Annotated in this window: 19 protein-coding genes and 1 tRNA gene; 11 read left to right on the forward strand and 9 right to left on the reverse strand. The window is 44.2% G+C overall.

Features of this window, described 5'->3' with window-relative positions; genetic code table 11:
* Positions 1-35 precede the first annotated feature (35 nt).
* Positions 36-109 (reverse strand) — tRNA-Ile (locus M1L62_RS29005).
* A gap of 122 nt (positions 110-231) precedes the next feature.
* Here M1L62_RS29005 and M1L62_RS29010 point away from each other — a divergent pair.
* The 4 genes from M1L62_RS29010 to lpxA all read left to right on the forward strand — a co-directional run bounded on the left by M1L62_RS29010 (position 232) and on the right by lpxA (position 4,891).
* Positions 232-1,464 (forward strand): HD domain-containing protein, encoded by a 1,233-nt coding sequence (locus tag M1L62_RS29010; RefSeq protein ID WP_254563145.1) that lies wholly within the window; start codon positions 232-234, stop codon positions 1,462-1,464.
* 92 nt (positions 1,465-1,556) lie between these two features.
* On the forward strand, positions 1,557-2,594 hold the full coding sequence (gene lpxD / locus M1L62_RS29015) for a UDP-3-O-(3-hydroxymyristoyl)glucosamine N-acyltransferase (RefSeq protein ID WP_254563146.1): 1,038 nt from the start codon (positions 1,557-1,559) through the stop codon (positions 2,592-2,594).
* A 96-nt stretch (positions 2,595-2,690) separates the two neighbouring features.
* Positions 2,691-4,082 carry a bifunctional UDP-3-O-[3-hydroxymyristoyl] N-acetylglucosamine deacetylase/3-hydroxyacyl-ACP dehydratase gene (locus M1L62_RS29020; RefSeq protein ID WP_254563147.1) on the forward strand — a complete coding sequence of 464 codons (1,392 nt, stop codon included), beginning with the start codon at positions 2,691-2,693 and terminating at the stop codon, positions 4,080-4,082.
* A complete protein-coding gene (gene lpxA / locus M1L62_RS29025) occupies positions 4,079-4,891 on the forward strand; it encodes an acyl-ACP--UDP-N-acetylglucosamine O-acyltransferase (protein ID WP_254563148.1) in 813 nt (270 codons plus the stop codon). The genes M1L62_RS29020 and lpxA overlap by 4 nt, the downstream gene beginning before the upstream one ends.
* Before the next feature lie 63 nt (positions 4,892-4,954).
* Here lpxA and M1L62_RS29030 read toward each other — a convergent pair whose 3' ends face one another.
* The 3 genes from M1L62_RS29030 to tsaD are packed head-to-tail and all read right to left on the reverse strand — an operon-like array spanning position 4,955 to position 7,644.
* Positions 4,955-5,818: a hypothetical protein gene (locus M1L62_RS29030; protein ID WP_254563149.1), complete on the reverse strand. Its 864-nt coding sequence runs from the start codon at positions 5,816-5,818 to the stop codon at positions 4,955-4,957.
* A gap of 10 nt (positions 5,819-5,828) precedes the next feature.
* On the reverse strand, positions 5,829-6,626 hold the full coding sequence (locus tag M1L62_RS29035) for an MOSC domain-containing protein (RefSeq protein ID WP_254563150.1): 798 nt from the start codon (positions 6,624-6,626) through the stop codon (positions 5,829-5,831).
* A gap of 19 nt (positions 6,627-6,645) precedes the next feature.
* Entirely contained in the window at positions 6,646-7,644 is a 999-nt protein-coding gene (tsaD, locus tag M1L62_RS29040) for a tRNA (adenosine(37)-N6)-threonylcarbamoyltransferase complex transferase subunit TsaD (protein WP_254563151.1), read from the reverse strand.
* Between the two features lie 72 nt (positions 7,645-7,716).
* On the opposite strand from tsaD, the gene M1L62_RS29045 reads away from it, so the two are divergent.
* Positions 7,717-12,300, forward strand: coding sequence for a translocation/assembly module TamB domain-containing protein (locus M1L62_RS29045; protein ID WP_254563152.1), 4,584 nt, complete (start codon positions 7,717-7,719; stop codon positions 12,298-12,300).
* Here M1L62_RS29045 and M1L62_RS29050 read toward each other — a convergent pair.
* Both M1L62_RS29050 and M1L62_RS29055 read right to left on the reverse strand, forming a co-directional pair.
* Positions 12,290-12,817, reverse strand: a complete 528-nt coding sequence (locus M1L62_RS29050) for an acyl-CoA thioesterase (protein ID WP_254563153.1) — start codon at positions 12,815-12,817, stop codon at positions 12,290-12,292. The two genes, M1L62_RS29045 and M1L62_RS29050, sit on opposite strands and share 11 nt — an antisense overlap.
* 68 nt (positions 12,818-12,885) lie before the next feature.
* On the reverse strand, positions 12,886-13,278 hold the full coding sequence (locus tag M1L62_RS29055) for a hypothetical protein (protein ID WP_254563154.1): 393 nt from the start codon (positions 13,276-13,278) through the stop codon (positions 12,886-12,888).
* A 340-nt stretch (positions 13,279-13,618) separates the two neighbouring features.
* Between M1L62_RS29055 and pafA (M1L62_RS29060) the strand changes: the two genes are divergently transcribed.
* From pafA (M1L62_RS29060) to M1L62_RS29075, 4 genes are all read left to right on the forward strand, one after another.
* Positions 13,619-15,292 carry an alkaline phosphatase PafA gene (gene pafA / locus M1L62_RS29060; protein WP_254563155.1) on the forward strand — a complete coding sequence of 558 codons (1,674 nt, stop codon included), beginning with the start codon at positions 13,619-13,621 and terminating at the stop codon, positions 15,290-15,292.
* 105 nt (positions 15,293-15,397) lie between these two features.
* Positions 15,398-17,032, forward strand: a complete 1,635-nt coding sequence (gene pafA / locus M1L62_RS29065; protein WP_256527793.1) for an alkaline phosphatase PafA — start codon at positions 15,398-15,400, stop codon at positions 17,030-17,032.
* Positions 17,033-17,192: 160 nt separating this feature from the next.
* Positions 17,193-17,453, forward strand: coding sequence for a type II toxin-antitoxin system Phd/YefM family antitoxin (locus M1L62_RS29070; RefSeq protein WP_254563156.1), 261 nt, complete (start codon positions 17,193-17,195; stop codon positions 17,451-17,453).
* Positions 17,435-17,716, forward strand: a complete 282-nt coding sequence (locus M1L62_RS29075; RefSeq protein WP_254563157.1) for a Txe/YoeB family addiction module toxin — start codon at positions 17,435-17,437, stop codon at positions 17,714-17,716. The genes M1L62_RS29070 and M1L62_RS29075 overlap by 19 nt, the downstream gene beginning before the upstream one ends.
* On the opposite strand, the gene M1L62_RS29080 is transcribed toward M1L62_RS29075, so the two are convergent.
* The 3 genes from M1L62_RS29080 to M1L62_RS29090 all read right to left on the reverse strand — a co-directional run bounded on the left by M1L62_RS29080 (position 17,717) and on the right by M1L62_RS29090 (position 20,354).
* Complete coding sequence (locus M1L62_RS29080) at positions 17,717-18,160, reverse strand: NfeD family protein (protein WP_254563158.1); 444 nt, start codon at positions 18,158-18,160, stop codon at positions 17,717-17,719.
* Positions 18,160-19,074 (reverse strand): SPFH domain-containing protein, encoded by a 915-nt coding sequence (locus M1L62_RS29085; RefSeq protein ID WP_254563159.1) that lies wholly within the window; start codon positions 19,072-19,074, stop codon positions 18,160-18,162. The genes M1L62_RS29080 and M1L62_RS29085 overlap by 1 nt, the downstream gene beginning before the upstream one ends.
* A gap of 119 nt (positions 19,075-19,193) precedes the next feature.
* Positions 19,194-20,354, reverse strand: coding sequence for an acyl-CoA dehydrogenase family protein (locus M1L62_RS29090; RefSeq protein WP_254563160.1), 1,161 nt, complete (start codon positions 20,352-20,354; stop codon positions 19,194-19,196).
* Between the two features lie 217 nt (positions 20,355-20,571).
* Here M1L62_RS29090 and M1L62_RS29095 point away from each other — a divergent pair, with 217 nt between their 5' ends.
* Together M1L62_RS29095 and M1L62_RS29100 are read left to right on the forward strand one after the other, a co-directional pair.
* Positions 20,572-21,882: a UDP-glucose dehydrogenase family protein gene (locus tag M1L62_RS29095; RefSeq protein WP_254563161.1), complete on the forward strand. Its 1,311-nt coding sequence runs from the start codon at positions 20,572-20,574 to the stop codon at positions 21,880-21,882.
* A 125-nt stretch (positions 21,883-22,007) separates the two neighbouring features.
* A complete protein-coding gene (locus M1L62_RS29100; RefSeq protein ID WP_254563162.1) occupies positions 22,008-23,009 on the forward strand; it encodes a UDP-glucuronic acid decarboxylase family protein in 1,002 nt (333 codons plus the stop codon).
* Positions 23,010-23,155 lie beyond the last annotated feature (146 nt).

Genomic DNA, 23,155 nt, shown 5'->3' on the forward strand with positions numbered 1-23,155 from the left:
TTAGAAATTTCTCTCTAAGTCCTTGATTTTCAATGTGGGCCCACCTGGAATCGAACCAGGCACCTACTGATTATGAGTCAGTTGCTCTAACCGAATGAGCTATAGGCCCGCTCTGTAAAAGAGTTTGGAGTGCAAAATTAGTCAAAGAGATCAAATCTCCAAATGATTATCATAAGATTTCATTCTTTTCTGCGTTCGTAGTTTACTATTTTTGTAAAAAAAAACTACGTTTTGAACAAAAGAAAGATAATCAACGATCCCGTTTACGGTTTCATCACCATTTCCTCTGATCTGCTCTTTGATCTGGTTGAACATCCCTATTTTCAGCGTTTAAGACGGATTAAGCAGTTGGGATTGGCTGATTTTGTCTATCCCGGTGCGCTCCATACCCGTTTCCACCATGCTCTGGGCGCCATGCATTTGATGAGCCAGGCTTTGCGAACTTTGCAGGAAAAGGGGCATTTGATATGGGAGCCGGAAGTGGAAGCGGCGCAAGCTGCGATTCTTTTGCACGATTTGGGCCACGGTCCGTTCTCGCATGTGCTCGAAAAAGTTTTGATGCCGGGTGTGGCGCACGAGTCGGTTACTCTGGCGATGATGAAACAGCTTAACCGGCAAATGAACGGGAGGCTTGATATCGCGATCCAGATGTTTGAAGGGGTTTATCCCAGAAAATTTTTTCACCAGATGATTTCAAGTCAGCTGGATATGGACAGGATGGACTACCTAAACCGTGATAGTTTTTATACGGGCGTTGTTGAGGGTTCCATTGGTGCAGACCGCCTGATAAAAATGTTTGAGATCAGTCAGGATCAGCTGGTGATTGAGGAAAAAGGATTGTTGAGTATTGAAAACTTTTTGCACGCACGGAGGCTGATGTACTGGCAGGTTTATCTGCACAAAACCTTATTGAGTGCCCAGGCTATGCTGACGCAAATTTTGAGACGTGCCCGGGAATTGACGGCAAAAGGAGAAAATTTATTTGCGACGCCGGATTTTTTCCGATTCCTTGAAAAGAAATTTACACTGGCCGATTTTGAATTTAATCCTGATTTACTGGAATCTTTCAACAGTTTGGATGATAACGACGTATGGGCTTCAGTCAAGGGGTGGACCAAACATCCGGATGTAATTTTGTCTGCATTGTGTAAAGGATTGCTGGATAGGCATTTATTTAAAATCAGCTTTTTTGATACCGTTCCCGGAGAGGAAATTTTGGCTCCTTTGAGAAAAAAACTTTTATCCGAAGGGATTTTGGAAAGTGAGTTGTCATACTTTTTAGTGACCGGTGAAACTACGAATTGGGCATATGAAAAGGAACAGGATCCCATAAAGGTCAAAATGAAAGATGGTACTTTGCTGGATATTGCCGATGCTTCTGACATTCCAACGATCGAAGCACTCACTAAGATTGTCCGCAAGTATTATGTATGTTGGGGTAAAAATGTATCTTTGCGTGGTTAGTCAGGATGTCAATTCTTTCACCGACAAAAAGAAGCCTTTTTTAGAATTCGCTTTATTACTTACAAAGACGTTACCAGAAATTAGCCGAGAATATGAAATTTACTGTCAGCGAGATTGCAAAGATGCTTGATGGAACTACCGTTGGTGATGATACAGTTACAATTGATTCGGCCGCAAAAATTGAAGAGGGGCAGCCAGGTTGTATATCTTTCCTGGCCAATAGTAAATACGAACCTTATATCTATACCACACAGTCTTCGGCAGTAATTGTTAATAAAGATTTTGTTCCCAAGCAGGATATCAGTGCTACATTAATCTATGTAGACAATGCTTATACTGCCTTTACAGTGCTTCTTGAAGAATATCAGAAACGCATTGCAACGGGAAAAAATGGCATTGAGCAGCCAAGTTTTATTGGTGAAAACAGCGAGATGGGCCCGTTTGGTTACCGTGGCGCTTTTTCTTACATAGGGAAAAATTGTAAAATAGGGAACAACGTAAAAATATATCCTGGTGCTTATCTGGGAGACGCCGTTGAGGTTGGTGATAATACCATCATTCATCCGGGTGTAAGAATTTACGACAATACCATCATCGGTAAAAACTGCTGTATTTTTGCGAATACGGTTATCGGAAGTGATGGTTTTGGATTTGCCCCGCAAAAGGATGGATCTTACAAAACAATACCACAGCTTGGAAATGTAATTATTGAGGACGATGTTAGCATCGGTTCCAATGCTACAATCGATTGTGCAACGATGGGATCAACAATTATCCGCAAAGGCGTGAAAATTGATAACCTTGTTCAGATCGCACATAATGTGGAGATTGGAAAAAATACCGTAATTGCAGCACAGGCCGGTGTTTCCGGTTCGTCACGCATTGGCGAGCAATGTGTTATTGCGGGTCAGGTGGGGATTACCGGGCATATTACCCTGGCAAACCATACCAAAATTGGTGCACAGTCCGGGCTGGGTAAGTCTATCAAGAAAGAAGGATTGTCACTTTCGGGTTCGCCGGCGAGGGATCTTTCTGAACATTTGAGGGCGATGGCGTTGACAAGAAGGCTGCCTGAACTGGAAGAAAGATTAAAAGAACTGGAACGCAGACGTGAAGTTTCGGAACATTAAAAAAAGAAAGGAATTAGACAATAGAGCGTTGAATAAGCTCATATTTTTGGCACAAATGCAAAGCCCCGCAGCCTTTTAGTAGATTAGGAGAATATAATGAACGAAAAACAACAGACCATAAAAAAATCCGTATCAGTTACGGGAGTGGGTTTACACACAGGTGTGGTAGCAACGATGACATTTGTTCCTGCTGCGGCCAATCACGGTTATAAATTTCAACGTGTTGATTTACCGAATCAGCCAATTGTTGATGCCGATGTAGATAATGTCGTGGATCTGTCTCGTGGAACAACCATCGAGCAAAACGGAGCCCGTATTCATACAGTCGAGCACACATTAGCTGCCCTGGTTGGATTGCAGATCGATAACGTTCTGATACAGCTGGACGGGCCTGAGCCTCCGATTATGGACGGCAGCTCGATCAAGTTTATCGACGCTTTGATCGATGCAGGCATCGAAGAACAAAATGCATACCGCAACTATTTCGAAGTGCCGGAATACGTTCATTATAAAAATAAAGAAAACGATATCGAAATGGCAGCTTTGCCATTGTCTGATTATCGCTTAACGGTGATGGTTGATTACAATTCAAAAGTGATCAGCAGTCAGCACGCGTCTCTTAATGATATCACCTTGTTTAAGGATGATATTGCAAAGTGCCGTACATTCGTTTTTCTGCATGAATTAGAATCTCTATTCAAACAAAATCTGATTAAGGGCGGTGATCTTACCAATGCCATTGTGATCGTTGACCGCGAGGTTGAAGATGGCGAGCTTGATCATCTTTCACAATTATTAAACCAGCCAAAGGTTAGTGTTGACAAGTCGAACGGTATTTTAAATAACGTGGACCTGCATTATCCAAACGAGATGGCAAGACATAAACTTCTTGACCTGATCGGTGATTTGGCGTTGATCGGGAGACCGATAAAAGCTCAGATTCTTGCAGCACGTCCTGGCCATGCGGCTAATGTGGCGCTTGCTAAAAAAATCAAGAAGCTGATTAAATCGGGTAAAGGGGATATTCCTCAGTACGATCCGAATAAGGCACCGGTGTTGGATATCAATCAGATCGGACAGCTTCTTTCACACCGTTATCCTTTCCAGATGATTGATAAAATCATTGCATTGGATGAAAACAGTGTGGTTGGGATTAAGAATGTAACCATCAATGAAGAATATTTCCTTGGACATTTTCCGGGAAATCCGGTAATGCCGGGTGTTTTACAGCTGGAAGCTATGGCACAAACCGGTGGTATTCTGGTATTGAGCAGCGTACCGGATCCGGATAATTACTGGCCATATTTGATAGGAATTGACGCTTGCCGTTTCCGTAAGAATGTTTTCCCTGGCGATACCGTAATATTCAAATGCGTTTTTACCTCACCCATGAAACGTGGAATTGTAAAAATGAGCGGCCGGGGATATGTGTCCGGACAGCTGGTGTGTGAAGCAGATATGATCGCAAGTCTAGTAAAGAAAAAATGACACAACAGTTAGCATATATCCATCCTGATGCGAAGATCGCGCAGAATGTAGAAATTGAACCGTTCGCCATGATACATGCAGATGTAGAAATAGGCGAGGGGACGTGGATTGGCTCACATGCGGTTATTAACGCAGGGGCGCGTATTGGTAAGAATTGCCGTATTTTCTCTGGTGCCGTTATTTCTTCGACACCGCAGGATTTGAAATTCAATAATGAATACACACTGACGATCATTGGTGACAATACAACAGTTCGTGAATACGCCACCATCAGCCGCGGTACGGAAGAGCATTGGAAAACAGTGGTTGGTACGGGCTGTCTGATTATGGCTTACGCACACGTGGCACACGATTGCCGTGTCGGGAACAATTGTATCATTGGCAACAATGTACAAATGGCCGGACACGTTCATGTGGACGACTGGGCTATTGTGAGTGCTATGAGCGCGGTACACCAGTTTGTTAAGATTGGTTCGCATTCTTTTATTTCCGGTGCTTCACTGGTACGTAAAGATGTTCCACCGTTTACCAAAGCGGCGCGTGAACCTATTTCTTATGCCGGTATCAATTCCGTCGGACTACGCCGCAGAGGGTACAGCAATGAGAAGATCATTGAAATCCAGAATATCTACCGTTACATTTATATGAGAGGCCTTAACAATGCTGAGGCTTTGCAAAAAATTGAACTGGAATTGCCACCATCCAACGAACGTGATGAGGTTGTCAATTTTATCCGTAACTCGGAGAGAGGGATTATGAAAAGTCCTTTCCAGACCTATGGAGCGGGAGAAACAGAATCTCAGGCATAACAGTCAGAAATTTATAAAGAAAAAGGCTTGTCGTTCCATCAGGAGGCAAGCCTTTTTCTTTGATCAGAGAACCAGAAAGGGCAGGATAAGCACGAGTGTTATCAGGATGCCTTTGTAGATATTTTGAGTGAGAAACTTGGTCTTTTGCAAAATCAGCGACTGCAATACCGACATGCTCAACAGGATAATCGACAAGCGTTGGGTATACCGGAATTCTGTTTTAAGGCAGATGGCGATACATCCTGCCAGCACAATTAAAGTAATGCAGTGCAGAATCTGCTTCGCCAGAAGCGCTTTTAAACGCGTAGCCATATTAGATGCGTTGGCATATTCCACGGCGTCAAAATAAGAGGCGAGCAGAAAGTTCTGAAATACGATCAGGAAAAACAGAATGCTGATGTATTTAATCTCTATGCCTGGATCCGGGCCATTTAAAACTATACTTCCCAAAATTGCGGTCGTTAAAACAGCAGCGTAAAATGGCTCTCTTAACACTTGCAAAGGGCTTTTATCTGGCAAACGTGAAGTGAGCCAGAGGGCTAATCCTGAAAATACGGTTAATCCAATGCAAAGTTTCCAGAGATTTGCCGGCAGGAAAAAACCGGTTCCGATCGCAAAAGTCAAAGCCGATGCAATGATTTTCAGAAAATCGATCCGCTCTTTTTGATTGCTAAGAAACCTTTTCGTTTCTGTTTTGGCCGGTTTTCTGTTATCCAAAAGCCTGTTCAGGTTGGAAACAATGAAGACGCCCAAGCCTAAAACAATCGTTACAGGATAATTAATTGCAGCTTTTCCCAACGGGATACGGCTAAGTGCCAATTGTGAGATTATGGCACCTGCGGCCATATCAAGACTCATCCAGTGTAAATGAATCAGTCGGAATTTTCGGATCGTATGTAAGATGAAGCTTAGTAAATTTCCTTTCACAAAAGACTTTTTATTCTGTCAATAAAATTTCATCACCTTGTCTGACAAGGCCATGTTGTTTTGCCACCACATTCTGGCCGAAGAGAATTTTGTTGTTAACCCTTCGGTAGGTGGCTAAGGTTTTAAGCGGTTCTTTCCCTCTTTCTGCCGTTTCCGGATCGATCGTTGTCAGCACGCAGCGTGCGCAGGGTTTTACAATATCAAAGGATAGTGCCCCGATTTGAATCGATTTCCATGTATCTTCTGCAAACGGTTTTGTACCAGTCACAACGAAATTGGGGCGAAAACGCTTCATGACAATCGGTTCTTCCAGTCGTGCATTCAGGTCGTCCAGGGACGCCTGCGAGATTAATAAAAATGGAAAACCGTCCGCAAAACTTACATTTTCGTTGTTTTTCGCATAACGCGGATCTGCCTTGCGCTCGGTGGTTTCTGGCATGATAACCAGTTTTACAACCATTTCCAGCTGTTCGCTCAACCAGGTATCCACTTCGTCGCTAACCGTCAGCGCTTCAACCTCATCATCCCAGACCGTTACAGCCATAACCTCGGCAGTTACCGGTTGAAAGGGAACCGAAATATTTTCTTCCGGTTTAAGCTTGTTTGAAATCAACAGGGAATTCTCGCGGACCGCAACTTCCAGCATTGCCATGTGGGGGAATTCTCGCTGGGTCAGAAAACGTCCGAACTGGTCTACAATCATCCAGCGACGATCATATTGAAGGCCTTTTTCCTGTACCTGCGCCTCTGTAAGGCGAATGCCGGCAAGCGATTTTACGGGGTAAATCCAGATTTCCGAAAGAACCATGAGATAACTTAATTACGGTTTAAAACTCCATTCTTGCCATCGGACTGACCGTCTGATCACAAAAATCATTTTCAAGAAATTTATAGTGCGCTGCCATGGCAATCATCGCTGCGTTATCGGTGCAATATTCAAAGTCGGGAATATAAACTTTCCAGTTTAGTTTTTCTCCTAATTCAAGCAGGGATGTCCGTAAACCTGAGTTGGCAGAAACTCCGCCGGCAATCGCGATTTCTTTGATTCCTGTTTCTTTTGCCGCTTTTTTCAATTTTTTCAAAAGAATATTCACGAGCGTGTACTGGATGCTGGCGCAAATGTCTTCAATATTTTCCTGAATAAAATTCGGATTTTCCCGCACCTGTTTTTGTAAGAAATACATAAACGAGGTTTTGATCCCGCTGAAAGAAAAATCCAGTCCGGGCATTTCCGGCAGTGGGAAGCCATAAGCCAGCGGATTTCCGGTTTTGGCATATTTATCGATTAATGGGCCGCCGGGATAAGGCAGGTCCAGTAATTTTGCCGTTTTGTCAAAAGCTTCACCGACAGCATCATCGCGGGTCTGGCCAATGATTTCCATATCCAGCGGACTGTTCACTTTCACGATCTGCGTGTGGCCGCCGCTCACGGTAAGGCACAAAAACGGAAACTCAGGTTTTGGGTCTTGTATGAAATGCGCAAGCACGTGTGCCTGCATGTGGTTCACTTCAATAAGGGGCAGGCCAAGGCCAAGCGCCATGGATTTTGCGAAAGACGTACCGACGAGCAAAGCGCCCAATAAACCAGGTCCTTTTGTAAAAGCGATGGCATGCAGGTCTTTTTTTGTTACTTTTGCATAGTTCAATGCTTTATCTACAACCGGCAGAATGTGTTGCTGATGTGCTCTTGATGCCAATTCAGGGACAACACCGCCATATTGTGTATGAATGAGTTGCGTAGCAACAACATTGGAGTAAATTTTGCCGTTAGATAAAACAGCGGCCGAGGTTTCGTCGCAAGACGATTCTATCGCGAGGATGTTCATGAAATTTGAATAATATTCGCAAAAATAAGCAATTAACGATAAGATACGCAGGAATCTGCTGCGAAGCTATATATGTTAAAATCCCTGAAGGCGATCATCAATGTTCTGGTTGTGCTAATGATCTTTGCGCTTTTGGCGCTCGGGATCGTTACCGTTGCCGTGCAGTTCCCCTCAGTTCAGACTTTTCTGGTCAAAACAGCTACTGCCACGATTTCCGAGAAAATGGGTTATCCCATTCACATAACACGCGTTAATATCAAATGGTTTGATGTGGTGTCTTTGGAGGGCGTTTCTGTGAAGGACACCACGCAGCAGCAAATGATCGATGTCGGGCGGATTGACGTAAACCTGAATGTGCAGGACATTATCGATAATTCGTCAAAGGAAATTCACCTGGATGAGGTGACGTTGTACCAGCCGAATGTCCATTTGATTGTCGTACCGAAAACAGGCGATCTGAATATTGACGGTTTTATCAACCGCATCGTTGAACTTACTTCATCCAATACGCCCCGGCCGGCAAATGCTCCGGAAAATAATACGCCTTTTACAATCGGGAAATCCAGGATTGTCGATGGAACGTTCCGTTATGACGACCCGAGGAGACCGCGGTACAAGGGCTCCCGGATTTTCGATTATTCCCACTTTGAACTTAACAAGCTGAATGCCGACCTGAAAGATTTTCTGGCGCAGGGGGACACGATCTCGTTTCTTGCCAAAAATCTGAAAACGGTTGACCGCCAGACGGGTTTAAAAATGCATGATCTGGATACCCGTTTTCTGTTTTGTCAGAAGAAAATGGAGCTGAAAGAACTGAGTGCGCGTGTCGGGAATTCATTTATCAGCAACGACATCAGTTTCCACTACAACCGTTCGGGGGATTTGGGAGATTTTAACCATAAAGTGTTCCTCCGGGGGCATTTTGTCGACAGTTATATTCATTCCTCTGACCTGGGATTATTTTCGGAATATGTCGACAGGCTCAGCGAAACCTGGAAAGTTTCGGGTGATTTTGATGGTCGCGTGGATGATTTTGAGCTATCCCGCGCAGATATTCACTTCGGTCAGGGAAGCCGTTTGCTGGGAGATTTAGGTTTTAAAGGATTGCCGGATAACAGCCCGGTCATGGATATTAAGTTGTCATTGTCCAAAGTGCTTCCGGTGGATCTCGTGCAATATTATCCTGAATGGAAATCGCATGAAACATTGCAAAAGTTTGGAACAACGCTTCTTGACGGCACTTTCAAAGGAACAATTGAGGACTTTGATGTGAAGGCTTCTGCTTCTTCGGAACTGGGGAAAGTGTCGGGAGACCTGTTATTTCATATTTCAGACGTAAAATCAACCACCTATTCCGGCGATATTGCCACCACGGATTTTGAACTCGGCAAGCTGATCGACCTGCCGGAAACCTGGCAGCGACTGGATTTTTCAGGAAATATTCATGGAAAGGGCCTTGATCTGGCCAATGCGTCGACCAACATGGATGCGATGGTGACCCGGATTGGGTTCAAAAATTACGATTACAGAAATATTGGTTTAAAAGGGAATTTACAAAATCAGTATTTCAACGGATTGGTTAGTTCGCGGGATTCAAACCTGGTCGTAAACCTGGAAGGGGAGTTTGATCTGTCAAAACCTAAGAACTCTTTTGATTTACAGGGGGTGATTGAAAAGGCGAATCTTTTGCCGCTTGGTTTTACCAAAGACGCCATTACGCTTCGTACGCAGCTCGATGTGAAAGTGGCCGGAAATACCGTCGACGAACTGGTAGGCGATGCCAAATTGCTGAATACTTTTTTGATCACTCCGAAAAAGGAGCGGAATCTGGTTATTGATACGCTGCTGTTTTCGTCACGTCAAAGGCTTGACAAACGCATTTTAAATCTGGAAAGCGAGTTTTTGACTGCGCGGATGGAAGGTGATTTTGTTCCTACGCAGGCCTGGAAGGATATTAACCAGGTTTTGTCTGAGTATCAGCTTTATTTCTTTGAGAATCTTTCAGACCGGAATGCTTACTACGCGAAAAAGGAGAAAAAGACAATTTTGCGCAAATATGAAATTGACTACGAAGTTGAAACCAAAAATATTGGGCAGTTTCTGGCTTTTTTAAGCCCGGATGTGTACGTCTCCCATGGTTCGAAAGCGGAAGGCAAATTCAAGATGGATAATACTGCCTTTGTTTCTTTGAATGCGGTAGCTGATACTGCCCGTTATGGGAAAAATCAGTTCATCAATTCAGAAGTCGACGTGACGACTTCCAAGTTTGTTAACAGCGCGGAGGTTTTGGCGTCGGTGCTGGTGATCTCGGATAAGCAACAGATCAGTACACTCGTTCCCACGGAAAAACTGGAACTGGAAGGGACCTGGGATGTGGACCATATTGATTTTAATGGCGGCATAAGACAGGTCAGCAGTACTAACCGTGCCAATTTAACGGGAGAAATACGGTTCTTGCCCGCTGGTCTGGATATAGGTTTTAAAAACTCCAAACTAAATTTGCTGGATGAAGAGTGGAATATGCCTGAAAACAGTCTGATTTCGATCGTTGGCAAAGACGTCACTTTCAGCAATCTGGGTTTAATAAACGGGCGGCAGCGACTGACGCTGAACGGAATTTTGTCGTCAGATCCGGATAAAACACTACTTCTGGATATCAAGAATTTTAAACTCGGAACGCTGAACCCCGTATTTACGACGCAGCTTTCTGGGATCATGGATGGCTCGGCCAAAGTGCGCGACGCGTACAACAGCGTGGTTTTGGATGCCAATTTTAATATTGAAAGTCTGGGTTATGCAAACTATGAATTTGGAAATTTCTCAGGAACCGGAGAGTGGGACCAGTTTGATAGCCAACTGCAAATCGATGCGGAACTGAATAAGGACGCAAGACGAATTTTTAGTCTGGTCGGTTCCTATCGTCCCAAATTGAGTGCCAATACGCTAAATCTGAAAGCGATATTCAATGACATGGATTTCAAGGCACTGGAGCCATTTTCTGAGGAACTGGTTTCTGATGTCAGCGGGAAGGCGCACGGTACGGTATTGATTAAGGGGACGCTGAATGCGCCGGTACTGGATGGTTCGCTGATGGTGGAAAAAGGGCGTATGAAGTTTGATTATCTCCAATCGGTGTTTACTTTCAGTGATAAGATCAATTTTACAGAAAGCGAAATAACGGTAAATAACATCACACTGACGGATCCTGACGGTAATACAGCATCGCTCCGTGGTGGTGTTTTTCATGATGGTTTCAAATATTTCAGTCTGGGCTTCAACGCCGATCTGCGCAATTTCAAAATTCTGAATACGGCCAGTAAGGACAATGATATGTTCTATGGAACAGCCTATGTAACAGGCCCGGTAAATATTTACGGCCCGATCGATAACATGAATATCGAGGCCAATGTGACCAGTAATAAAAATACCAGGATACATATTCCGCTGGATGGGGCTACGGAGGTGGCTACGCAGGATTATATCCAGTTCATAAGCCAGATGCCAAAGGAGGACAGCACGTCGTCGTCCAAAGACTTGCAGCAAAGTAAAGTTGCGGGAGGTATCAAAATGAATTTTAATTTTAACCTTACCCCTGACGCGACCTGCGAAATCATATTTGACCGGCAAACAGGCGATATCATCAGGGCTAACGGAAGCGGGCGTCTGAATCTCAACATCGATACCAAGGGTGATTTTACGATGGTGGGCACTTATGAAATTGATAAGGGAGATTACAACTTCACGCTGCAAAATATCATTAACAAGAAATTCACGATTAAGCCGGGCAGCAAAATAGTCTGGTCAGGGGACCCTTATGGGGCGCAGCTGGATGTGAAAACGGGTTATAAGCAACTGGTTTCCCTCGCTGGTGTACTGCCGAATACCTCTACTACGAATAGCGCGGAAGCTGCCATATTATCGCGTCGTTATCCTGTGGAAGTTACAATCGCGCTGTCTGACCGGTTGATGTCTCCACAGATTAAGTATGATCTTCAGATCCTTGACAATCCCTCGCTAAGCAATTTGCGTGGGCAGCTCGAAGCTTTCCAGACTAAGCTGAAATCGGATGAACAGGAGCTGAGCAGGCAGGTAAGCAGCTTGCTGGTTGTGAATCAGCTGTTGCCGGAAGCGAATGTCACCACCAACCAGAATTTCGTCGGCAATAGCATCAGTGAACTGGTTTCAAACCAGATCAGCCGTTGGGCTTCTACCCTGAATGAGAATCTGGAAGTCGGTGTAAGCGGTCTTTCACTGGATCAGAATGCGCTTAACAATTTGCAGCTTCGTTTTTCATATCGTTTTCTCAACGACCGTTTCCGGATAACCCGTGACGGACGTATCAGTTCGGGAACTACCGGGGCTAACCAATATGATGCAACGAGTATCCTGGGTGAGTGGACGCTGGAATATTGGCTTACGCCCAATGGTTCTGTTCGTGCGAAGGCTTATAACCGGAACATTCAGAACTCGCTTTACCTGAACAACACGTTGACGACGGGTGGTGTCAGTATGCAGTTCACGCACAGTTTTAACCGCTTCAAGGTGATGCCGAAACCTGTGGCTCTTCAGATCCCTTACACCATTCCGGTTCCGGACTCGTCTGAAAAAGACACAAGCAACAACAAGCTGATTTCAAGAAAAGAACTTATGCGTTAGCACCTGTCGACAGGGCGTATTTGATCTGATGAATGCGGTCGCTGAATTCCAGGTTTGGGAAATCAATCCCCGGCACGCAGGTTGCAGCCAGATAATCCATAACTTCCTGGTGATGCGGTACTCTCTTCCCCGTAACAATGCTGATATGTTTTGACGTAGTCCAGAGCATCGTTTTCAATTCGGTGCGTTGGTCATTGGTCATGAAATATTCAGTTACCATGGTGTCTTCATTGTAATGAATAACCCGGGAGGTAATCCGAGTCCATTCACTGATCAGTGCAGGCCGTACGTAGGCAATCTGGTGCTGATAAACCACCCAGCTCGTTTTCAATTCTCTGAACATGGCTTCAAAACTGAAACCGTACAATTTTGAAACCTGGTCTTCGCGGACGTTGAAAAAATATTCAAAATATTTTGAGTTGTTCAGATGCATTAACGGGTCACAATCCTGAAACCGGACGATCACCCGCGATTCTGCTTCAACGGGCATATTGGATAGGTCGGCTGTGAAAAGCATGTTAGGAATGATGAATTAAGAATGAAAAATGAATGATATTGTCGTGTACGAGACGGCCTGATTTTGTCTTACTCTCCGCGATATCTTACGGCAAGGCCTTTCATGATATAACCTTCCTTTTTTACCGAAGTATAATATTTGTATTGTACGTTAATAAGCGCATTGGCCCCTATTTTCTGTGCTTTCATCACCAGACGCGCCGCAAGAAGTTCCTTTGTTTCGGCATCGTTGCCGCGGTACATCATTTTTTTATTCTGAGTTTGTCTCGCAGTCAGGGAATCTTCACTGCTGATTTCCACCCAGCCAATTTCGGAATAGGGGCGGTCGAGCGACTGGTTTTCATAAAGTACTTCGATCGGGTATTTCTTGCTTGTTGAAATGGGGATTCCCGAGCTGCATCCTGCCAGAATTCCTAAGATGACCAGAAGTAAAACCTGGCTGATTTTTGGGTTACGCGTCATTGGATTATTTGTGATCATAGTAACAAAACTGAGAATCCGGTTGATGAATTCCCATAGGTTAAAAAAGAAATGAATATAGCGGTTTGCTTTCAATTAATGAATACATCAAATAACCCGCCGGCGTTGCGGGAAAGCCTGATTTTAGACCGTCGCGTAATTTTATCATTTCAGAACGTAAAGGAACGCGGTTTTACTTTTGACAGAAGATAACTATTTGTTAAACTTAAATTAGCCTGAACAAATCTTTCAGGCGTATACATTTGAAGTAAGAAGATATATTTTCCCTACTTTGCGATCAGAATTTAATCTGCGTCAGCATAAATCTCTTAAACCCCTTTTTATGAAATACATATCCAGATTCTCGACGCATGCAGTGTTACTGGGATGCATGCTGAGTTCTTTGGTCTATGCTCAGAATTCCCCAAAACAAGCTCCGAAATCAACCACCCTGGCAAGACCAAAACTTGTTGTCGGCATTGTGGTGGATCAGATGCGTTATGATTATCTCTACCGCTTTTATAATAAATACACTGAAGGTGGCTTCAAAAGACTTATCAATGACGGCTTCAATTGTCGGAACAACCACTATCATTATGCCCTCACGGTAACAGCCGCGGGGCACTCGGCGGTTTATACCGGGTCCTTGCCGGCGATCAACGGTATCGTGGGGAACGACTGGTTTGATACGGCTACCGGACAAAAAGTATATTGCACCGATGATCATGAGGTAGCAACGGTTGGCAGTAATAACGTTACCGTCGGCAAAATGTCACCCAAAAATCTGCTGACTAGCACGGTCACTGATCAGCTTAGAATTGCCACGAATTTCCGCTCAAAGACAATAGGTGTTGCGATCAAAGACCGCGCTTCGATTCTTCCGGCAGGTCATGCCGCAAACGGTGCCTATTGGTTTGATTCTAAAACCGGGAATTGGGTTACCAGCACGTATTATACCCAGGAGCTTCCAAAATGGGTTCAGGATTATAACACCAAGAAAATGCCTTCGGAATATCTGAAACGCGGATGGAACACGCTTTTACCGATTGAACAATATATTGAAAGTACACCAGATGATGAACCCTGGGAGGGGAAATTGCCGGGTGTTGCCAAGCCGGTTTTTCCATATGAGCTGGCAGGACTTGCGGGTGATGCTTTTGGCGTGGTGACAACAACGCCTTGGGGAAACACAATGACGAAAGATATGGCGCTGGCTGCTATCAAAGGTGAAAATCTGGGAAAAGGAAAAGATACCGATTTTCTGGCTGTCAGTTTTTCTTCACCTGACCGGATCGGCCACGCTTTTGGTCCGACTTCTGTGGAACAGGAAGATAACTACCTGCGTCTGGATATGGAATTTGCCGAGATGTTCACTTTTCTGGACGGTTGGGTTGGTAAAGGGAATTATACGGTTTTTCTCACCGCTGACCACGGAGGAATGGATGTTCCCGCTTTCTGGCAGGAGCATAAGTTGCCGGCAGGTTTGCTGAACGCAACGCAAATGGAAGACATGGTGAAAAAGTCATTGTCAGATGCTTTTGGAGCGGGTGATTATGTATTGGCAAGCGAAAATTATCAGTGGTATCTGGATCATAAATTATTGAAAGCAAAAAAGATATCCATAGCGGACGCGGTTGACGTGGTAAGAACGGCTTTGTTGCCGGTCAAGGGGATTGCCGATGTACTTAATTTGCAGGATATGAACAAAGCGCCGTTGAATACGTATCAGCTTGAATTGTTTAAAAATAACGTGAACGCCAAACGGAGCGGGGATCTTCAGGTGATAGTTCAGCCCGGATGGTTTGCCGGCGGTGCCACCGGTACTGACCACGGAACGCCTTATAATTATGATACCCACGTTCCCTTTTTGCTGTATGGCTGGGGAGTGAACAAAGGCGAAACGCTTAGGAGGACTACGATTGCGGATATTGCCCCAACGATCTCGTCGTTGCTGCATATTCTTCCTCCGAGCGGCAATGTGGGGAATCCGGTTGAGGAGGCTTTGAAAAAGAACTGAGACCTTAAAATCCCATTAAAAGCATGTCCTCTTTTAAATTTTAATATACTTTTGACATCAATTAATAAATATTCCTGACACGTGAGAAAACTATCTTTCTGGGTTATGGGACTTTTTGCAACTTTTTCGGTTGCTGCCCAAACGCCCAAAAAACCAGTCGTTACAAATACTAAAACGCTTGCAAGACCTAAATTGGTTGTAGGTATCGTGGTTGATCAAATGCGTTATGATTACCTGTATCGCTATTATGACAAATATGTCGAAGGAGGAATCAAGCGATTTTTGAATGAAGGCTTCAACTGCCGTAATAATCATTACAGTTATGCTTTAACGGTAACTGCTGCCGGTCACGCTTCGATTTATACCGGTTCCGTTCCGGCGATTAACGGAATTATCGGGAACGAGTGGTACGATCAAAATGCTGCCAAAGGCGTTTACTGTGTGGAAGACAGCACGGTGAAGACGGTCGGCAGTAATAATGTAAGTGTTGGTAAAATGTCGCCAAAAAATCTGCTGACCAGCACAGTGACTGATCAGTTACGGATCGCTACCAATTTCCGCTCCAAAACAATTGGTGTCGCTATTAAAGACCGTGGATCAATTTTACCTGCGGGGCACACAGCCAACGGCTCATACTGGTTTGATTCCAACACGGGAAACTGGGTAACCAGTACTTTTTACATGGAAGATCTGCCTCAGTGGGTAAAGGACTATAATGCCAGGAAAATGCCTTCTGAATATTTGAAAAAGGGCTGGCAGACTTTGAATCCTATCGAGCAATATACTCAGAGCACGGCTGATGATGTGCCTTGGGAAGGAAAATTACCGGGTGCGAAAAAACCTGTTTTTCCTTATGAACTGGCTGGTTTTGCCGGAGATGCATTCGGTACTGTGACAAGCACGCCCTGGGGAAATACGATCACAAAGGAAATGGCGATTGAAGCTGTAAAAGGTGAAAAGCTTGGAAAAGGTGCTGACACAGACTTTTTGGCGATCAGTTTTTCTTCTCCGGATAAAATCGGACATATGGCCGGACCAAATTCGGTGGAGCAGGAAGATGATTATTTGAAACTTGACCGCGAATTTGCCGAACTGTTTTCTTTTTTAGACAGCTGGACAGGCAAAGGAAATTATACAGTTTTCCTTACAGCCGATCACGGTGTTGTGGATGTTCCTGGCTTTGCCAAAGCGCATAAGTTACCGGCTGGTCTTGCCAGTAGAACGGTGTTGGGAGATATCGTGAAAAAGAATCTGAACGAGACTTTTGGTGAGGGTGTTTACATCGCCAGCAGCGAAAACAACCAGCTGTATCTGAACCACTCGCTGTTAAAAAAGAAGAAAATCACTGCAACCCAGGTTTTTGAAGTCGTGAGAGAATCACTTTTACCGGTAGATGGTATCGCGGACGTACTCAACCTGACAGATATGGGCAGAGCGCCTTTGAATACTTATCAGCTTGAACTTTACAAAAATAATGTGAATGCGAAAAGGAGCGGAGATATCCAGATTATCACGCAGCCAGGTTGGTTTTATGGCAGTTCAACAGGAACTTCCCACGGAACGCCTTACAACTATGACACGCAGGTTCCGTTTGTTTTGTTCGGCTGGGGAATTAATAAAGGCGAAACGTTGAGACGTACTTCCGTTTCGGATATAGCGCCCACAATAGCTTCTCTTTTACACATCCTGCCGCCAAGCGGAAATATCGGGAATCCTGTTGAAGAGGCTTTGAAGAAGTAAGTTATTGGATAATACAAAGCGGCAGGGTTTCAGAAATCATACTTCTGAAACCCTGCCGCTTTTTTGTTGCTTGATTATTTTGGTAAGTGTTCCCAAGTTGCGGATGCTATGATAATGACTAATATTTGTTTAAATTTGTGTACACAAAAAGGTACACAAAATGCGAGTGATAACAGCAAGAGAATTCAGGGAAAAGCAAAAAGATTATCTTGATCTGGCAGAATCAGAGCGAGTGATTATACATCGTGGCAAGAAGCGTAAATCCGTATTGCTGATACCGATAGACGAAAGTACGGAAACAGATATTTTTTTCTCAGATCCCAATATTCTTACCGCGATAAAAGAAGGGATTGAAGACGTTAAGGCTGGCAAGGTAACTACGATCAGGGATCTTAAAAATATATGGGCAGATATTCTTTAAATGTCTCTGACAAAGCAAAAAAAGATTTGGCTCAACTTTATAAATCTGGTGATAAGGCGCTTGTCAATCGTATTGAAAGAATTTTTACAGAGCTGTCTGATGATCCCTATAACGGCATTGGAAAGCCGGAGCAGCTTAAACACAATCTTGCCGGTTTATGGTCAAGAAGGCTGGACAAAAAACACAGGCTGGTGTATCAGGTGATTGAAGAATCGATAACTGTTTTTGTTATTGCGGCAAAAGGACATTATTCTGATAAATAACTAAGACTCTTCTACAACCAAAGTGATCCCCTCCGTCCGCTGAATAACCACTTTGCTGCCTGCTTCAATGGGATTGTGATTATTGGATGTGGCGCTCCATTCTGCTCCGCGATAGTATATTTTTCCTGAACCGTTGGATGGAATATCCCGGATGACCATCGCCGTTTCGCCTACAAACTCCTTATATTCTTCCTGTTTGTCACGCCTTGCCTCCAATAACTTCCGGGCATGTTTTCTGAAAATAATTAATGTCAGAATGGAAATGGCGGAAAAGGCCATGATCTGGTATTCCAGCGTAGGCAACAATCCGATGGCAGCGAGCAACGCAGTAACCAGTCCGCCAACAGCGAAAAATATAAAAACCAATACGACGCTCACCAATTCTGCTACCAGCATCAGCAGTCCGATAATCATCCATATTTGCGGCAACGACAATTCCATCATTATTTCTTAGGTTCGGATGATTTTACAATACTCATGGCTGCGGCAATCATCGAGCCCATGTCGGCGAAGTTAGCCGGAAGAATAAGTGTATTTCCTGCTTTCGCCAGTTTTCCGAACTGATCGACGAAATTATCCGCTACTTTTAACTGAACCGCCTCAATGCCGCCTTCATTTTGGATGGCCGCTGCAACGAGCCTGATACTTTCGGCAGTTGCCTCGGCAACGGATTTTAAAGCCGCGGCTTCACCTTCTGCTTCGTTAATCTGGCGTAAACGCAAACCTTCGGATTCAAGAACGGCTTTTTGCTTTTGTCCTTCCGCCACATTGATAGCAGCTTGTTTTTCACCATCGGATTGTAAAATGACAGCCCGGCGTTCCCGCTCAGCCTGCATTTGCTTTTCCATGGCAATGAGCACACTTTGCGGAGGCGTAATATTTTTTATTTCATAACGAAGCACCTTTACGCCCCAGCCGATCGCGGCATCATCAATGGATTGTACCACGGCCCGGTTGATGGTCATACGTTCTTCAAAAGTCTTGTCAAGATCAAGCTTCCCGATTTCACTACGCATGGTAGTTTGCGCAAGCTGAATCACGGCAAAGGTATAATCGGCGATACCGTAGGCAGCTTTCTTGGGGTCAATTACCTGAATGAAAATGACACCGTCCATGCGCACCTGTACGTTATCACGGGTAATACATATTTGTTCAGGAATGTCAATGGCGGATTCTTTGAGTGTGTATTTGTAAGCGATCCGGTCGAAAAAGGGAATGATAAAATTAATCCCCGGTTGGAGCACACCATAAAATTTACCAAGTCGTTCCAGTACGTAGGCGGTTTGCTGTGGTACGACTTTCACCGTCATCAGAATGGTGAGCACAACAAGAGCCAGAAGTACTAATAAGGGAGTCATAGTATTTGAGATTATGGTTTAGTACGAAAATAACTTTGCATCTGCCGGATTCCTAACGATCTATTACCAACGAGCCGCAAACGAGCCCGCCGGTAATTTTGCGTGATGGATGGCGTTGTTTAATCTCTGAGGATTTCTTTTGAGATAACCATTTTCTGGATTTCGCTGGTCCCTTCGCCAATCGTACAAAGTTTGCTGTCTCTGTAAAATTTTTCTACGGGATAATCTTTGGTAAAACCGTAACCTCCAAAAATCTGCACTGCTTCATTGGCGACTCGCACGGCGGTTTCAGAGGAATGGTATTTGGCAACCGCGCTCGGGAGGGTTACTTTTTCTCCCTGATCTTTCAGAGCCGCCGCGTGATAGGTCAACAGGGAGGAAGCCTGAATATCGGTGTACATATCGGCCAGTTTGAAAGCGATTGCCTGGAAGTCGCAAATGGCTTTGCCAAATTGTTTTCTCTCTTTGGAATAGGCCAATGCAGCCTCGTAAGCGCCTATGGCGGTACCAACGCCCAAAGCAGCGATTGAAATCCTTCCGCCGTCCAGCACTTTTAAGGATTGAATAAAGCCGTCGCCAACCTCACCCATTCTTTGGCTGTCGCCAATGCGGCAGTCCTGAAAAATGAGTTCTACGGTTTCGGATGCCCGCATTCCGAGTTTATTTTCCTTCCGGCCTGCGGTAAAACCGGGTGTTCCCTGAGGAATAATAAAGGCGGTGGCGCCATGTTTATCACCTGGCTCCCCGGTTCTGGCGATCAGTACCGTCAGGTCTCCGCTTTTACCATTGGTTATAAAATTTTTCGATCCGTTAACGACCCAGCCATCTCCTTCACGGACGGCAACCGTACGCATATTGCCTGCGTCAGAACCCGTGTTGGGCTCTGTCAGTCCCCAGGCTCCAAGCCAGGCTCCCGAAGCCAGTTTAGGCAGGTAGTTCGTTTTTTGTTCGTCATTCCCAAACATCAGAATATGATTTGTACAAAGAGAATTGTGGGCGGCCATTGATAAGCCAATGGAAGGATCGACTTTGGAAAGCTCGATAATGGCAGTCACGTATTCATTGTAACCCAGGCCGGCTCCGCCAAATTCTTCTGGGACAAGCATGCCCATCAAGCCAAGTTCTCCCAGTTTATGGAAAACATCTTTTGGGAAGAACTGCTCCTCGTCCCATTGGTTAATATTCGGTTTGATTTCCCTTGCTGCGAAGTCGCGCACCGACTGTTCGATAAGTGAACGGATTCCGGACCCCGGGTTTTCAGCTGTGCTGGAAGTGTCCATGATGATTATTGTTGATGAGAAGATATGTTTTGTTCAATTATAAGAAGAAATGAACATATTTCATTGACCGATAAAAAACAAATGACGACAAGAGGAGGAGGGATTCGTTTAAAAAAATTACTTTTGTTCTGGTCGGATTTTTTTCGGCTTAATAAAGTGCAATTTTTTGCGTTAACTGAAATCTAATTCATCGCAGCTATATTATTATTACAATTTTATGAAAATAGCAGTAGTAGGAACCGGTTATGTTGGTTTGGTAACAGGAACTTGTTTTGCCGAAACAGGTAATCAGGTATTTTGCGTAGACATCGACGCTAAGAAAGTTGAGCGTATGCTAAACGGTGACATTCCAATTTACGAGCCAGGTCTGGACGTACTTTTTGACCGTAATGTTGCCGAAGGCCGTTTACAATTTACCACCAATCTTGCCGAAGGAATTAAGGATGCAGAAGTAATCTTTTTAGCACTGCCTACACCTCCGGGTGAAGATGGATCTGCTGATTTGAAGTATATCCTTAAAGTGGCGGATGATCTGGGACATATTTTGGATCATTATGCCGTGATCATTGATAAAAGTACTGTTCCTGTGGGAACCGCTGAAAAAGTACGTGCGACGATCGCAAAAAATGCAAAAGTTGAATTTGACGTAGTTTCAAACCCTGAGTTTTTACGCGAAGGTGTGGCCGTTGAAGATTTCATGAAGCCTGACCGCGTTGTGGTGGGAACAACTTCTGAAAAAGCGAAAAAGGTAATGGAGAAACTGTATGCGCCGTTGGTTCGTCAAGGAAATCCTGTGATTTTCATGGATGAGCGTTCTGCGGAAATGACGAAATACGCTGCTAACTCTTTCCTTGCCATGAAAATTACGTTCATGAACGAGATCGCAAACCTTTGCGAAAAGGTAGGGGCTAACGTGGATGACATTCGTCGTGGTATCGGAACGGACAGCCGTATCGGAAAACGTTTCCTTTTTGCGGGTATCGGTTATGGCGGTAGCTGTTTCCCGAAGGATGTTCAGGCTTTGGCCAAAACATCAGAGGACTACGACTACGATTTCAGAATTTTGAAGTCGGTTATGGAAGTAAATTATGATCAGAAGAAAAAACTTTTGCCTATGGTAAATAATTTCTTCAATAATGATCTGAAAGGAAAAACAATTGCCGTGTGGGGATTGGCTTTCAAACCTTATACTGATGATATCCGTGAAGCACCGGCTTTGGAGAATATCGAGGCTTTGCTTGAAGCAGGTGCTATTGTAACGGTTTACGATCCGGAAGCGATGGACAATGTGAAAGGAGTTTTGGGAGACAAAGTTACTTTCTGCCATACACCTTATGCAGCCCTGGATGACGCAGATGCTCTGATGATCTTTACTGAATGGCCTCAGTTCCGTACGCCTGAATTTGAAAAAATGGGTAAATTGCTTAAAAATAAAGTAATTTTCGACGGGCGTAATCTTTACGAATTGAACACAATGCGGGAAATGGGATATACTTATTTCAGCATTGGTAGAGAAAAAGTATCATAATTATAGATTTTGAGATAGAGATTTCAGGAGGCAGGTTATGTTTATGGCATAATTTTATTCCTGAAATCTCAGTTTTTAATATCTCGGATCTGCCATTTTAATCTCAAAATCTAATTATATAATTCATGAAGCGTGTATTAATAACCGGAGCGGCAGGTTTTTTAGGGTCGCATCTTTGTGAGCGATTTTTAAAAGAGGGGATGTATGTTATTGCAATGGATAACCTGATCACGGGCGACCTGCGCAACATCGAACATCTGATGCCTAATCCAAATTTCGAGTTTAATCATCACGACGTTACCAAATACGTGCATATTCCCGGAGATTTGGATTATATCCTGCATTTCGCCTCTCCGGCCAGCCCGATTGATTATTTGAAAATTCCTATCCAGACACTAAAAGTGGGTGCGATGGGAACGCATAATTTATTGGGACTTGCTCTTGCCAAAAAAGCACGTTTTATCATTGCTTCCACTTCGGAAGTGTACGGAGATCCTTTGGTTCACCCGCAGACGGAAGAATACTGGGGCCACGTAAACCCGATTGGGCCAAGAGGCTGCTACGATGAAGCGAAACGTTATCAGGAAGCGATCACGATGGCTTACCACCGTTATCATGAGGTTGAAACGCGTATCGTACGTATTTTCAACACGTACGGACCTAGAATGCGATTGAATGACGGACGTGTATTGCCGGCATTTATCGGACAGGCGCTTCGTGGTGAGGATATCACAATCTTTGGTGATGGTTCTCAGACACGTGCATTCTGTTATGTTGATGACCTGGTTGAAGGAATTTATCGTCTTTTATTGAGCGATTATTCATTGCCTGTAAACATCGGGAATCCGGGTGAGATCACGATTAAAGAATTTGCAGAAGAAATCATCGCTTTGACGGGTACAGACCAGAAAGTGGTTTATAAAGATCTTCCACAGGACGATCCGAAACAACGTCAGCCTGATATTACAAAAGCAAAAGAAATTCTTGGCTGGGAGCCGAAAGTATCCCGTGCAGAAGGTCTGAAAATCACTTACGATTATTTCCGCAGCCTGCCTAAGGAAAGATTGTACGAAGAATCAAACCACCGTGGTTTCGAGAGCTTCAAAAAAGAAGACGAGAAAATATAATCCAGGCTTAGCTGTTAGCGATTAGCTATGTTAGCCGCAAACAATATCAAAGCCGATTCCAATAAAAGAGGCTGTCTCAAAAAGGCAGTCTCTTTTTACTTTTATTAGTGTTGTTTATTTTTTTGAATTGCTTATCTTTAGGTATA

The sequence above is a fragment of the Dyadobacter diqingensis genome (genome assembly GCF_024220585.1).
Lineage (GTDB): Bacteria > Bacteroidota > Bacteroidia > Cytophagales > Spirosomataceae > Dyadobacter > Dyadobacter diqingensis.

Bases quoted from the DNA above. Each gene is read 5' to 3' on its own strand.
- tsaD (WP_254563151.1), bottom strand. From the start codon at position 7,644: ATGAACATCCTCGCGATAGAATCGTCTTGCGACGAAACCTCGGCCGCT.
- lpxA (WP_254563148.1), top strand. From the start codon at position 4,079: ATGACACAACAGTTAGCATATATCCATCCTGATGCGAAGATCGCGCAG.
- M1L62_RS29090 (WP_254563160.1), bottom strand. From the start codon at position 20,354: ATGGACACTTCCAGCACAGCTGAAAACCCGGGGTCCGGAATCCGTTCA.
- M1L62_RS29100 (WP_254563162.1), top strand. From the start codon at position 22,008: ATGAAGCGTGTATTAATAACCGGAGCGGCAGGTTTTTTAGGGTCGCAT.
- M1L62_RS29035 (WP_254563150.1), bottom strand. From the start codon at position 6,626: ATGGTTCTTTCGGAAATCTGGATTTACCCCGTAAAATCGCTTGCCGGC.
- M1L62_RS29050 (WP_254563153.1), bottom strand. From the start codon at position 12,817: ATGCTTTTCACAGCCGACCTATCCAATATGCCCGTTGAAGCAGAATCG.
- M1L62_RS29095 (WP_254563161.1), top strand. From the start codon at position 20,572: ATGAAAATAGCAGTAGTAGGAACCGGTTATGTTGGTTTGGTAACAGGA.
- M1L62_RS29070 (WP_254563156.1), top strand. From the start codon at position 17,193: ATGCGAGTGATAACAGCAAGAGAATTCAGGGAAAAGCAAAAAGATTAT.
- lpxD (WP_254563146.1), top strand. From the start codon at position 1,557: ATGAAATTTACTGTCAGCGAGATTGCAAAGATGCTTGATGGAACTACC.
- M1L62_RS29085 (WP_254563159.1), bottom strand. From the start codon at position 19,074: ATGACTCCCTTATTAGTACTTCTGGCTCTTGTTGTGCTCACCATTCTG.
- M1L62_RS29045 (WP_254563152.1), top strand. From the start codon at position 7,717: ATGTTAAAATCCCTGAAGGCGATCATCAATGTTCTGGTTGTGCTAATG.
- M1L62_RS29055 (WP_254563154.1), bottom strand. From the start codon at position 13,278: ATGACGCGTAACCCAAAAATCAGCCAGGTTTTACTTCTGGTCATCTTA.
- pafA (WP_254563155.1), top strand. From the start codon at position 13,619: ATGAAATACATATCCAGATTCTCGACGCATGCAGTGTTACTGGGATGC.
- M1L62_RS29020 (WP_254563147.1), top strand. From the start codon at position 2,691: ATGAACGAAAAACAACAGACCATAAAAAAATCCGTATCAGTTACGGGA.
- M1L62_RS29080 (WP_254563158.1), bottom strand. From the start codon at position 18,160: ATGATGGAATTGTCGTTGCCGCAAATATGGATGATTATCGGACTGCTG.
- M1L62_RS29075 (WP_254563157.1), top strand. From the start codon at position 17,435: ATGGGCAGATATTCTTTAAATGTCTCTGACAAAGCAAAAAAAGATTTG.
- pafA (WP_256527793.1), top strand. From the start codon at position 15,398: ATGGGACTTTTTGCAACTTTTTCGGTTGCTGCCCAAACGCCCAAAAAA.